At 56.7% G+C, this 13,414-nt stretch carries 10 protein-coding genes; 8 read left to right on the top strand and 2 right to left on the bottom strand.

Going from position 1 to position 13,414, the window contains the following annotated elements:
* Nucleotides 1-93 precede the first annotated feature (93 nt).
* The 8 genes from OSO_RS0115405 to OSO_RS0115355 all read left to right on the top strand — a co-directional run bounded on the left by OSO_RS0115405 (nt 94) and on the right by OSO_RS0115355 (nt 11,008).
* Nucleotides 94-1,569, top strand: a complete 1,476-nt coding sequence (locus tag OSO_RS0115405; protein ID WP_010584144.1) for a sensor histidine kinase — start codon at nt 94-96, stop codon at nt 1,567-1,569.
* 25 nt (nt 1,570-1,594) lie between these two features.
* On the top strand, nt 1,595-2,677 hold the full coding sequence (locus OSO_RS0115400) for a tRNA dihydrouridine synthase (protein ID WP_010584143.1): 1,083 nt from the start codon (nt 1,595-1,597) through the stop codon (nt 2,675-2,677).
* Between the two features lie 680 nt (nt 2,678-3,357).
* The gene (locus OSO_RS0115390) at nt 3,358-4,371 is read left to right on the top strand and encodes a DUF1559 domain-containing protein (RefSeq protein WP_050986151.1); all 1,014 of its coding nucleotides are present in this window, start codon (nt 3,358-3,360) and stop codon (nt 4,369-4,371) included.
* A 226-nt stretch (nt 4,372-4,597) separates the two neighbouring features.
* Nucleotides 4,598-5,026 carry a hypothetical protein gene (locus OSO_RS0115380; protein ID WP_157605203.1) on the top strand — a complete coding sequence of 143 codons (429 nt, stop codon included), beginning with the start codon at nt 4,598-4,600 and terminating at the stop codon, nt 5,024-5,026.
* Nucleotides 5,027-5,129: 103 nt separating this feature from the next.
* Complete coding sequence (locus OSO_RS0115370; RefSeq protein ID WP_010584140.1) at nt 5,130-6,491, top strand: sulfatase; 1,362 nt, start codon at nt 5,130-5,132, stop codon at nt 6,489-6,491.
* A 65-nt stretch (nt 6,492-6,556) separates the two neighbouring features.
* Nucleotides 6,557-9,250: a PSD1 and planctomycete cytochrome C domain-containing protein gene (locus OSO_RS0115365; RefSeq protein ID WP_010584139.1), complete on the top strand. Its 2,694-nt coding sequence runs from the start codon at nt 6,557-6,559 to the stop codon at nt 9,248-9,250.
* Between the two features lie 87 nt (nt 9,251-9,337).
* Nucleotides 9,338-10,741 carry a DUF1501 domain-containing protein gene (locus OSO_RS0115360; RefSeq protein WP_010584138.1) on the top strand — a complete coding sequence of 468 codons (1,404 nt, stop codon included), beginning with the start codon at nt 9,338-9,340 and terminating at the stop codon, nt 10,739-10,741.
* Between the two features lie 63 nt (nt 10,742-10,804).
* Nucleotides 10,805-11,008 carry a YezD family protein gene (locus tag OSO_RS0115355; RefSeq protein WP_010584137.1) on the top strand — a complete coding sequence of 68 codons (204 nt, stop codon included), beginning with the start codon at nt 10,805-10,807 and terminating at the stop codon, nt 11,006-11,008.
* 168 nt (nt 11,009-11,176) lie between these two features.
* Here OSO_RS0115355 and OSO_RS0115350 read toward each other — a convergent pair whose 3' ends face one another.
* The gene (locus OSO_RS0115350; protein WP_010584136.1) at nt 11,177-12,745 is read right to left on the bottom strand and encodes a permease; all 1,569 of its coding nucleotides are present in this window, start codon (nt 12,743-12,745) and stop codon (nt 11,177-11,179) included.
* A gap of 108 nt (nt 12,746-12,853) precedes the next feature.
* A complete protein-coding gene (locus OSO_RS0115345) occupies nt 12,854-13,378 on the bottom strand; it encodes a hypothetical protein (protein WP_010584135.1) in 525 nt (174 codons plus the stop codon).
* Nucleotides 13,379-13,414: the final 36 nt, after the last annotated feature.

The raw sequence follows: 13,414 nt of genomic DNA, 5'->3' as shown, positions 1-13,414 counted from the left end.
GCAGCGAAGGTCGCTCATTCGCTGCACCGCCGACGATTCGTTATCCTCTCCTCGATTCGGTGTTGAAAACAACGGGATCGGGTGAGAGTTCTCATGAAGGAAACTAGTCCAATCGCGCGGTCCAGGTTCGCCAGCGGATTTGATTCCGCGGCTTTGTCCTGGCGGCGTTTTGTTGATTTCAGCCGGTCACTGCGATTTCGCCTAACCGTGTGGAATACGCTTGTCGTACTCCTCACGGTGATCATCGCCCTGATCGTCGTTCGTGAAGGTCTCAGGCACTATCTTCTGATTGAGATCGACACGGTCTTGGATGATGAGGTCCAGGAAATTCTCTTGACGGTCGAAAAGCTGTACCCCGATCGCGATCAGGTCGAGGCATTTCTCAGACGCAAGGACCAAGCGCATCTCGTACATGGATGGCACATCCGCTGGCTCGACGAAGATGGCGTCACCACGCTGTGGAAGAGCGAGCTTGCTCCCGATCAACCCCTCTCGAAGCTGGCGAAGAAAACCAACGGTCGCAATGTTCTAGTTTCAGAGACGCATCGCTCGGTCGAGCGTGAAATTGATAGCCCCGGTATTCCCAACTATCGCATCCGAGTGGGAACCCTGGTGGCATTTGTCGATGAAGATGTCGGTCGACTGACGCGCGTTCTCGCGCCGGTCGGGCTGGCGATTCTGTTGCTGGCGCCTGTCGGCGGACTGCTGCTGGCCGAACGCGCCGTCGAGCCACTTCAGCGGTTGATTCAAACGACCGAACGACTACGTCCCAGCCATCTCGAAGAGCGCCTTGAGCTGCGCGGAGTTGGTGATGAACTCGATCAGCTCGCCTCCAAGATCAACGAGTTTCTGGACGAGATTGCCGATCATCTGCAGAAAAATCGTGACTTTGTGGCCAATGCGGCGCACGACCTGCGATCGCCACTCGCTGCGATTCAGAGCCTGGTGGAGGTCACCGTCGAAAAGCCACGTTCCGTCGAAGAGTACGAAGATTTGCTGTTCCAGATTAACGACGAAGTGCATTATCTGGGACAGTTGGTGAACCAGTTGCTGCAACTGGCCGAGACCGAGTCGACCGCGTCGGACATGCCGATGGAACCGGTGAGGCTGTCGGAAGTCGTCGCACGTACGGTGGAGATGTTTGAGCCCGTCGCCGAAGAACGCGGGGTCGATCTGAAGTTTGATCTGCTCGAAGATCTCGTCGTGACAGGCGTTCCGAGACAGTTACGTCAGGTGCTCACGAACCTCGTAGATAATGCCGTTAAGTTTTCTGTTAAAGGGGGCGTTGTGACAGTGACACTTGGGCGTGACAATAAGCCCGGGTTTGGCCTGTTAACCGTCTGTGATACAGGGTTGGGGATCCCTGCCGAATCCGTCAGTCGGGTATTTGATCGCTTCTACCAGGTCGAAAAGGCCCGCCAGCGTTTCGGGGAAAAACGCGGCAATGGATTGGGGTTGAGTATCTGCCAGTCCATCGTGCATGCTCATAGTGGATCGATCAGCGTGGTGAGCGAACTTGGCAAGGGTTCGACGTTCTCCATGTCGCTTCCTCTGTCCTCAGGCACGTAACTCTTTGAAAACAAGCCTATCGACTATGTCTGCTTCGTCGACAGCCCCGCCATTGCCCGAAATTGTCGAATCGGCAGGGCTTCTCATCGGTCACCGCGAACTTCCTTCGCGCTACTTTCTGGCTCCATTGGCGGGGTACACCCACCTTGCGTTTCGTCGAGCGCTGCGTGAAGTCGGTGGATTGGGGCTGGCGACGACGGATCTGGTTCATGCCACGCAGCTTTGTGGAGAACATCGCCATTCGCTGGAGCTTGTCGCAACTCATCTCGATGATAACCCCTTGACTGTCCAGATCTTCGGTGGAGGGGTTGAACAATTAGTGGGGGCGGCCCGCTGGTTGGAATCGCACCGCTATGCGGGAATCGATATCAACATGGGGTGTCCCATGGCGAAGGTCAACGGGCAGGGCGGCGGTGCGCGACTGCTGTGCGATGCGGACAATGCCTGCCGAATGGTCGAACAGGTCGTTGCCGCCGTATCGTTGCCTGTCACGGTGAAAATGAGGCTTGGGTGGGATCGCGATTCGATCTCCTCTCCGTATCTCGCGAAACGATTCGAAGAGGTCGGTGTCCAGGCGATCACAATTCATGGACGGACCCGGCAGCAGGGGTTCCAAGGCGTCGTTGACCTTGAGGGGATTGCAGCGACGGTTGCAGCAGTCAAATCGATTCCCGTCATCGGAAACGGAGACGTTCGACCCCCCGCCGATGCACTCCAGATGCGCCGCGTGACCGGTTGTGCGGCCGTGGCGATCGGCCGCGGTGCGATGCTCGACCCCTGGATTTTTCGTAAACTGGCGGATCACCACCGAGGTCAGCCGATGCGCGAGCCCACGCGCGATGAGCAAGTCGACTTTCTCGCTCGCCATTTTCAACTGATGACAGAACAGCACGCGGAACGAAGTTGCATCTTGTTTCGCAAGTTTGCGGCGTGGTACGGAGCCAAGCTGGGGATACCGGAAGATCTGGAACACCGGCTTCGGCTTTTCAATGACTTCACGGAATTCGAACAGATCGTCAGCGAAATACGCGAGCGACACGGCGAACGGCGAAACACCATTGCAACGGCATTGATCAAGGTCCCGAATGGACCGGTCGAGCGATGGTAGCGTGTCGACTTTGTGAGGGCTGTGCTTGGGGTTGCTACGTCTCCTGCGCGCACGCCTTGGGCGGCGTGTGACGGGTTTCGACAGAGTGTCCGCCTAAGGTTTGGTGCATAATCTGTACGCAAGAACACTTTCGGCTTGAGTGTGCGTCTCGCTTGAATAAATCACGACTTGTTGTGTGAAACTAAAGTTCCGAGCGTGTCAATAATTCAGGGAAAGTGTGATTGACAAGCACAACAAATCCCGAAATAATATTGCACCCACTAAATGGGTGGTATATTCCGCTGTGGCCGAGGGCCACGCGATTGACTCTGTGCTGCTCACTGGACGACTAGAGGCGTGCACGCATGACGAGGAGCTTGCGTATGTCGATCCTTCGCTGTTGTCGTTGACCCCCCAACTGGGACGTGCGGTCATCGCTCTGGCCGTACGAGCAGAAACATTGATCTGAATAATTCCATGCGCCCTTCTGTAAAGGGTGGTGGCGCGTGGTTGTGTGCCTGTCGCCCCAACGCTGTTGGTTCATCTCGGACCGGCAGTTGATGTTGTCGGGGCTTTCTGAATTGCCATTTCCGGGGACGCTTCGCGAGGGCGTTTTCGTGAGCAAATCTGTCGCGTCGCGCTGATTGTGCGCGCCGGCATCGTGTATTTCGAATTTTGAATGGAATTTTGAGGAGATGAACATGTATTTCAGTCGGGTCACGGAACGGCGTCGTTACTCACGCCCACGTGCATTTACGCTGATCGAGTTGCTGGTCGTAATTGCGATCATTGCTGTCCTAATCGCCTTGCTGTTGCCGGCAGTTCAACAGGCGCGTGAAGCCGCTCGTCGTACCCAGTGCCGTAACAATCAGAAGCAGATTGGTCTGGCACTGCACAACTACCACGACATCTACAACACGCTACCGCCAGGGGTCGTTCATAAAGTTGGCAATCAGAACGTGGCCGCACTCGGCTCGTATGGATGGGGGACGTTCCTGCTGCCACAGCTTGAGCAGGCAAACCTGTTCAACGCCATGCAAACCAACGGTGTTGATCTCGATCAACTGCTTCGCAATACCGCAAATCCTGATGCGCAGAGCCTCACAAAGAAGACCATGCCGTTTTATCGCTGCCCGTCTGATACCGCTCCGGATTTGAATTCGAAGCGGGAATGGGATACGCCCTACAGTGCCTTTTTCGGGAATCAGCCGGTCTATCTGGCAACGGCCAACTATGTGGGCGTTTCCGGATCTCGCTGGTCAACACCTGAAAATTGGATTGTCAGCAGCCAGGATCCATTCGGCACGTTCTGGGGCGATAGCGCGGTCAAGTTTCGTGACATCACCGACGGTCTGTCGAACACCTTCATCGTGGGTGAACGCGATTGGCAGCTTGGTTGGGCCGCGAACTGGGTGGGACAGCGAAACTATACAGGCACCGGAATCTGGGGTTCGCGTCAGAATCTGGCGATCCTGAATGTGAAGATCAACGATCCAGTCCTGCAGCCAAATGGAAATCCTGCCGTCAGTCGTGGGTTCAGCAGCCGACATTCGGGGGGGGCCAACTTCCTGTTTGCCGATGGCCGCGTGCAGTTCATCAGCGAAAACATCGATTTCAATGATGTCGATACCACGATCGCGAATGCCTCCAGTTCGCTTGGTTTGTTCCAACGTTTGGGCCGCCGCAACGACGGGCTGACCTTGGGCGAATACTAGTGAAACCTCAAGCCTGATCTGACAGGTTGGAGTGCTCGTCACGAACGCACCAACCTGTCCGGACTGTGTGACTGTGCCACTCGGCGGCTGCAGTCACCACGAGTCGCCCGGTTCCTGGACTGCCACCACAACCACCAGGGATCGGGCGACCATCTCCTGATACTTCACTTTGCCTGTCATGAACACAGGTGAAGCGACCCGCCTCAATTCTCGAACGGTGATTCCAATGAACTTTCGATCTCTCACATGTCTATTCCTCGCGGCCATTAGCCTGACGATGGCCGCGGGTTGTGAGCGCGGGCCGCACCTGGGCACGGTGAAAGGCCAGGTGACAATGAATGGCACTCCCGTCCCCTTCGCCTACGTCAAGTTTCAACCGATTGCTCCGCGCGGGACATATGGATCGGCCTATACCGATGCGAAGGGAGTCTACTCCCTTCAGTTCTCGCAGACTCGCCAAGGAGCGTTGGTTGGCAAGCACAACGTCTCTGTTCGCACGTCCAAGCGCGATGAGATGGAAGTGGAGGATAAGAGCACTGGGTTGCTGGTCGTGACTCAATTGCCCAGCGGCTACAAGGAAAACATGCAAGTGCAGTACGAACGAGACGTCAAGTCGGGCCACAACGTCTTGGATTTCGAACTGAGTCAAAAGTGATTCTATGGTTCGCACACTGAGGTGCTTCGGTTTTCTTCCATCTCGATTCCAGGGCGAACCAATCGTTCGCATTCTGATCGCCACATCGAACTGAAGGGTAGACATGCCGGTATCAATGACGGTTGGCCGCAATCTGGCCGCGGCCTTGCTTTTCTCCATGACGGCTGTCGTGGGCTGGGCCGCTGATGCGTCCTCCAAACCGAACATCGTGTTGATCGTGGCCGATGATCTGGGCTACGGCGATCTCGGCTTTCAAGGTGGTCGTGATATTCCCACTCCACGAATCGACGGGCTTGCCCGTTCGGGGGTAACCTGTTCGTCAGGATACGTCTCGGGACCTTACTGCAGTCCAACGCGCGCCGGGTTGCTTACAGGACGCTATCAACAGCGGTTCGGGCACGAGTTCAACCCGGGCAACGCCGCCCGCGTCACGGAAACGTTTGGCCTGAGTCTGGAAGAACGGACTTTGCCGCAGCGTTTGAAACAGGCGGGCTACGCGACGGGCATTGTGGGCAAATGGCATCTTGGGTTTGCTCCGCAGTTCCAACCGCTCGAGCGTGGTTTCGACGAATTCTTCGGGTTCCTTGGGGGGGCTCATCCGTACTTCCCAGATGCCAATAGCAATGATCCGATCCGCCGCGGACGCGAGGCCGTCGTCGAATCCGAGTACCTGACCGACGCGTTCGCGCGTGAGTCGGTGGCCTACATTGATCGGAACAAAAATCGACCGTTCTTTTTGTATCTGGCCTTCAACGCCGTTCACAATCCACAACACGCCAAGCCCGAACACCTCGAACGGTTCAAATCGATCGCCGATGAGCGTCGACGGACTTATGCCGGGATGTTGACTGCCATGGACGACGCGGTTGGGCAAGTGCTCGACAAATTGGCCGCCGAAAAGCTCGAACAGAAAACGCTGGTTGTCTTCATCAGCGACAACGGTGGTCCTCCTGCTAATGGTTCGACGAATACGCCGCTAAACGGTCAAAAGGCGACCACGTGGGAAGGCGGTGTTCGAGTGCCGTTCGTGGTGTCGTGGCCGGGCCAATTGGCTGCGGGCAAAAAGTATGAAGAACCGGTGATTCAGTTGGACCTATTGCCGACCATTCTGACCGCCGCGGGTGTTGTCGCAGACGATGCGGCGAAGCTCGACGGTGTCGACCTGGCTCCGTTCCTGAAAGGTGAAAAGGCGGGGGCTCCCCATTCCGCGTTGTACTGGCGGTTTGGTGAGCAGATTGCCTTGCGACAAGGTGACTGGAAGTTGCTCAAAGTTCGTGGCGACACCAAGCCACGCCTTTACAACCTGAAAGAGGACATTGGCGAGCAGCAGGACCTCGCCGCGACAAAACCAGAATTGGTCGCACGTCTTCAATCGGAATGGGATACCTGGAACTCAACGCTGGTTCCCCCGTCTTGGATTCCTGCTCCGCAGCAGCAGGCCCGTAATCGCCAGAACGACAAGTGATCGATTCGAATTGGAATTCCGCGGCCACGTGTCGCGATTAACTCATACCACCAGAAAGTCGGTTCATGTTCCCACGAGTGAAAGCATTCGCAACGATTGCGATGGCGTTGTCAGCCGGTTCGCTTGCTGCCAACGACGCGGTTTCTCCAGCCGCACCTTCCCCAGCGGCTTTGGAGTTCTTCGAAAAGAAGGTACGTCCGCTACTTGTCGAGAATTGCTACAACTGCCATTCGGCCGACAACAAGGCCGCGGGGGGATTACGGGTCGACGACCGGAACGGTTTACTGCAAGGTGGTGGTCGCGGGGCGGCGGTTGTTCCCGGTCATCCTGAAGACAGCGTGCTGCTGAAAGCGATCAGTCACACTGATCCCAAATTGAAGATGCCACCCGAGTTCAAGTTGGCGGATGAGCAGATCGAAGTGCTCACCAAATGGATTCAGGATGGCGCCGCGTGGCCCAAAATCGACGTCCCCTCGGATCTTACGGTCGAGCGAGCGGACTATGACCAACTTCGGCGCGAGCACTGGTCCTGGCAGCCAATTCGGACGGTCACTCCTCCGGTAGTGAAGGAAGCGAGCTGGCCGCGCGATGACGTTGACAGATTCCTTTTGGAAAAGCTTGAGCTCTCCGGGCTGAAGCCGGTGGAGGACGCCGACCGCGCTGCGTGGCTTCGCCGCATTACCTATGACTTGACCGGCCTGCCTCCATCCGCCAATGAAATCACGTCGTTCCTTCAGGATCATGATCCGAAGGCGAACGAGCGTGCCGTTGATCGTTTGCTCCAATCACCCGCATTCGGCGAACGATGGGGCCGACACTGGCTGGATGTGGCTCGTTACGGTGAATCAACCGGTTCCGCACGCAATTTGCCTTATCCCTTTGCTTGGCGATACCGCGACTACGTCATCGACGCGTTCAACAACGACAAGCCATATGATCAGTTCGTACGCGAGCAGATTGCGGGCGATCAGTTGCCGTTCAACTCGGAAGAGCAGCGACAAGAGCAATTGATTGCCACCGGGTTCCTGGCGATCGGTGTCAAAGATGTGAATCAGCGGTTCAAAGTCCGATTCACCATGGACAACATTGATGAGCAGATCGATACGTTCTCGCAGGCGATTCTGGGGCTCACCATCAGTTGCGCGCGGTGCCACGATCATAAATTCGACCCGATCTCGGCGAAGGAGTATTACGGCCTGGCGGGGATCTTCCACAGCACCGACTTGTGCGGTGGTTTGAAAAACAAGATGGGTGGCGGCGGCCTCGATTACTACGATCCGCAAATGCTGCTGATCTTGTCGCAATCGACCGAAGTCGATCCCAACTACGATGTGAAAATCGCCGAGGCAAGGAAGGCTGCTGACGAAGCCAAGGCACGGTTTGAAGAACTGCGCGATAGCGAAGAAGGTGCGAAACTGGCACCGAACGGCAGACCGATGCGACAAGTCGCTCGCCAGAAATGGAATCGGCTTCAAGCCGAATTTGTCGCGATCAGCGACCCGGCGGCTCGTGGCAAAGTGGCGTTGGGGCTGCGTGATTCAAAGACCGTCAGCGATACGGAAATTCGTTTGCGAGGTGAAGCCGAGAAGCTGGGGCCGGTGGCGCCCCGTGGGTTTCCGAAAGTTGTGGAATATGAAGGCCAGCCACAAATTCCGGCCGATCGAAGTGGTCGACTTGAGTTGGCTCAATGGCTGACCAGCCCACAGAACCCGTTGACCTCACGAGTGATCGTGAATCGCGTTTGGCATCATCTGTTCGGTCAGGGATTGGTGTCGAGCGTTGATAACTTTGGTGTCAACGGCGCCAAACCAACACATCCCGAATTGTTGGATCATCTGGCTCAGCAGTTCGTGGCGGACGGCTGGTCGATCAAGAGGCTCATTCGAACCCTCGTCCTGACGCGAACGTATGGGCTGGCCTCGTCAGCCACGGAAAATCATCTCGCCGTTGATCCCAGCAATCAGTTGCACTGGCGTCACAGCCCTCGGCGACTGTCGGCTGAAGAGCTGCGTGACTCGATCCTTACTTCGGCGGGAACCTTGGATCGGGCACGGCCTGAAGGATCTCCGGCCCAGGAATTGAAGGTCATCGAACTGCGGAACAACGGCCCCGAATCTCAGCGGATCATGGAGCTGGTTCGAACCAGTCGCTATCGCAGCGTCTATCTGCCCTTGTTGCGAACGCTGGTTCCACCTTCACTCGAAGTGTTCGACTTTGCAGATCAAGGTCTGGTCACTGGCCAGCGCGAAATTACCACGGTCGCGACGCAGGCCCTGTACCTGCTGAACGATCCATTTGTTCGCGGCAATTCGCAAGTGTTTGCCGAGAATTTGCTGGCACGATCTGATCTCGACGATTCGCAGCGAATCGACCAGTCGTACCTGGTCCTGATCGGGCGTTTTCCAACGAGCACGGAACGGGATCGCGTCCGATACTACCTGGCCGACTATGCGTCCGTCGCGGCCGCTTCATTGCAAGAAGAATTTGCAGCGGTTGCGGAACGGGAACGTCAGACCGCGATCGCCGCGGCACAGCCCGCCGATGCCTCAACGCCCAGCAACTTGGCTGCCGGGGCCGCGAACCAATCGTTGGCGGCGGCTCAGCAGCGCACGGCACAGGCGCTGAATCCTGATGATGTTGAGCAAACCGAATCGACTGCTCAGGAAGAAAAGGTTCTGTCACGCGACGCGCAATCCGCCGCTTGGACCAGCCTGATCCAAGCTCTGATTGGATCGGCTGAGTTCCGTTACACGCGATAGATGCTCCTGGTTGGAACCCTATCGCGATTCAGCAACCCAAACGTTCAATAATTAACAGATCAAAACCAAAACTCGGAGAATCTCGTCATGTCTGACGATCAACGATTGAAGACTCAGGTGGCATCCGTCACTCGCCGACAAGTCCTGCAATCTGCAGGGACTGGATTTGGCTATGTCGCGCTGGCTGGGTTACTCGGCTTACAACAGCGAAAAGCGGCCGCTGCCAACGTTCCTGCCGAACTGGCCAACAAGCCACTGTGGCCAAAACCCCAACACCGGCCCGCCAAGGCGAAGCGAATTATTTTCCTCTTCATGGAAGGTGCGATGTCGGGCGTTGACACGTTCGACTACAAGCCAAAGCTGCAAGAGAACGACGGTAAGGCTGGGACGGGCGGCGGTAAGCTGGTCGCCTCGAAATTCCAGTTCAAGCAACACGGTCAATCCGGTGCTTGGGTTTCTGAGTTGTATCCACATGTTGCACAGCGGGTGGATCAACTGTGCTTCATTCGCGGTTTGCATACCGACACGCCGGCGCATCCTCAGGCCGTGATTCAATTGCACACCGGTGCACGTGTTGTTTCGCAGTCTCGCCCATCAATGGGCGCTTGGCTGCTGTACGGTTTGGGGACCGAAAATCAGGATTTGCCGGGCTACATCACGATCAATCCGTCACCGAATTTCGGTGGCGCGGTCAACTATGGAAGTGCCTTCCTGCCAGCCCATTTTCAGGGGACGCGGATCAACGACACTGGCTATCTGCCGAACCTGAAGGCACAGACGGCTAGCCCACTGCAACGACGTCAAATCGATCTGGTGCAAGAGCTGAATCGGAACCAGCAGGCCGATCTTGGTGCGCCGGAAGGATTGGATGGGATTATTCAATCGTACGAACTGGCATTCCGGATGCAGGGCAAGGTTCCTGAACTGCTGGACCTGTCGAAAGAACCTCAATCCGTTCTTGATGCCTATGGAGTCAAGCCGGGCCCCGCGGGCAGCTTTGCGCGTCAGTGCTTGATGGCACGTCGGCTGAGTGAGGCGGGTGTCCGGTTTGTTCAGATTCGACAACCCGGTTGGGATCATCACAACAACTTGCATAAGGGGCTGATCGCCAACGCGTCTGCCACCGACCAACCCACCGCCGCGTTGCTGGATGACCTGGGACAACGCGGACTGCTCGACGACACGCTGGTTCTCTTCGGCAGCGAGTTTGGACGACTGCCCACGGCGCAGGGGCCTGATGGTCGCGATCACAACATTACCGGGTATGGCATGTGGCTCGCAGGAGCGGGCGTCAAACCAGGCTTCTCGTTCGGCAGTACCGATGAGTATGGCACACATGCCGTCGAAGGCCGAATGCACACCATGGATCTGCATGCGACGCTGCTCGCACTAATGGGGCTTGATCATGAAGCGCTGACATACCGGTACGCGGGTCGTGACTTTCGGCTGACCGATGTGGCCGGCGAAGTCGCCAATGAGATCTTTCTCTGAAATATCACCCTTTTAATGACACGGAATTTGGTTTGATCGCTGACCTCACTCAATGGAGTTGCCATGAATAGTTCACCACGCCTGGAAAGTGCACCAACACAAGCCCCGTCCGATTCCGATTCCTCAAACCCAGGCTTTGGCCAGGAGCTGCGTCGGCTGCTTCGCGGTTTGGAGCATGGAGAACTGACAATCAAAGTCCATGAAGGCAAAATCGTTTCGATTGAACGACTCAGCAAATCGAGGCCGAAACCGTTTCGGCGAATCTGAACAAGCGATGCGTGAGCTTGGGCGCGCAGGCGAAGGATGTGATCACCACGATCAGATCCTTCGTTTGCGCTGTTTGAAGCCGCTCGTTTTTACTGGTGAAGATTGTTTTGTGGGGGGCCGCGGCTTGGTCAGCAACGTTCGCTGCATCGTCGTTTCAGGGCCAACAATTCATTGGGATAATTCCTCGCGATAGGCTGTTGCCAGTCGCAGAAATGCGCGCGATGTCAGCGAGATCTGCCGACGGATCTCTTCGTCAGAGTCGCGGTTTTCGATCATGTGTTCCAAGACTTCCAGGCGATCGCGAAAAACCCGTGCTTTCATGCGATGGTAGTCGCTCAGATGCCAGTGACGCAGATAGGCTCCGACTTGCAGCCGACGATTCCAGCTCTCGCATACCGGAATCCAGTGCAGTGCATGTTCCCGGTGACCAGTGAGCGCCGCACCAAGTGCTTCCGTCTTCGCGAGACTCAGTTCATCGAGAGTTTCGTGTGGTGTCGGATAGTAGGCGTAACATCCGACAATGCTGAACGCGATGATTGTGGCCAGTCCGATCCCCGCAAGTATCGGGCCTGGAATCGTGACGTCCCACGTTCGTCGCGCGGGATTGGCCGTGGGCTCTGTCGGACGATTTAACCACGTCTCGATCACCCAGTACCGATCCAAACAGGCCAGGAACTCGCCCAGCGTGACCATCAGAAATAGTATCACCGCGCCTGCGGCCTCGTGTGGCTGTGTTTCCAGTCGGACACGGCGCCAGATCTCGGAGGGATAGCCGCCAGCGGGGGGGGATGCAGAACTGAGGAACGGCTGGCAATAGGTGTCGAACGCATGCGTGTGATCTGCGGCTTCCAACTCGTTGGGATACAGGGGGCGTTCGATTCCGTAAGACAGCCCCAGGACGATCGCGAGCATCAGGCCCATCCACACCAGCGATTTTTTAATTCCATAGTTGAGAACGATCCAGGTGAGCAGACCCAGATTCAATCCGGCTCCGAACACAAGCAGGATAAATGCCGCGCCAATCGAATTTCCGTGCTGAAACATCGAACCGAGTTGCCCCATGGCCGTCATCGGAGTCGCATACGCCGGGATCGCGATTGCCGTCATCACCAGCGGTGACCAGGGATTGTCGTGCGCCATCGTTCGCTGCAGGCTTCCCGGTGGCAGCAGCACACTGAGCAGTCCCACCCCGGCGAGTCCGATGGCGATGAGTCCGGCCGTTCCGCTGACCGATTCGCGGGCCATGACGACCAGGATCGCGAGCAAACGTTTGATTCCATGTGGCGTTGCTGGCGGCTCGGAAAGTTCCGGCTCAATCGCGGGAAACATTCGATCAAACAGACTTCCAGAGATCGTGACAACGACCAGCGAGCACAACGCGAAGGCGACGATCGTAAATGGTTTCGAGAGCGTCAGTCCGTACAAGATGGAGAGCGGATCGAACAACGGCGACGAGAGTGCAAAGGCGAGAATGGTTCCGGCTGCGATCCCGCTACGACGCAACTGTTTCACGATCGGAATCGCGCCCAGTGAGCAGCCAGGCAACAGCAGTCCGATGACCCAGGCTTGCAGCAGCGATGCCACAGAATTCGAACCAAACAACCATCGCGTATGTTGTTGGCCCATCAACCGGTGCAGCAGGCCCATGATGCAAAGCCCTGTGAAAATAAACGGGGCTGCCTGCAGCGATGCTTGTGCGATTCGTAGACAGGTTCCCCAGACAATGGCTTCCCACATGTGTCCCTCACTTTGACAAAAGAGCCACGAAACAGCTCGCGGAACAGAGTGAATCGAGTTCGTGACGGGCGATTCGCGCGAGCTCGATCCATTGAGTGAACGATGGATTCAATTCGTCGGCTTGATTGCGCTTGGACTATTGGCTGACGATGCCGATGGCGATTTGTCGTCGGTTCCCACGTGGGCTTCCGCGGCAGCAGGCATCAGCAATTCCAGACTGCGAATGACCGCATCGACCTGAGTCATGGTGTTCTGCCAATCGGCCTCTTGCGTCCCGGCATTCGCGACGTGAAAGGCCCGCAGCAAGTCCTCGGATCTCGCCTTGGCCCGTTCCCAGTCTTGCTGATTCAGTGGACTCTCCGCCGCGAGTACGGGCAGCCAGCCTGTAATCTCGATCAGCTCCTTGATCTCACGCTGTCGTTCGATTGCTGAGTTGTTCGGGGGCGCTTCTGCGATCCTCATTAGTCGAGGACGCAATTGACGGACGCCATCGCCGAAGGTATTTGGCCGATGCGCTGGGACGTGATGCTCAAGCCGCTCGTCATGCTCGGTTGCAGAGGACGTGCAGCCGCAGACCTGTGCGGCAATCCAAAGAAGCAATGGGATGGTGTGGATTGGCTTGGTGGCGGACATAATGCCTCGTGTCTTCGTGTAACTCGTACGGGAATT

Source organism: Schlesneria paludicola DSM 18645 (genome assembly GCF_000255655.1).
GTDB lineage: Bacteria > Planctomycetota > Planctomycetia > Planctomycetales > Planctomycetaceae > Schlesneria > Schlesneria paludicola.
Note: the sequence above shows the minus strand (reverse complement) of the source record. Positions and strands in the feature narration are given on the sequence as shown.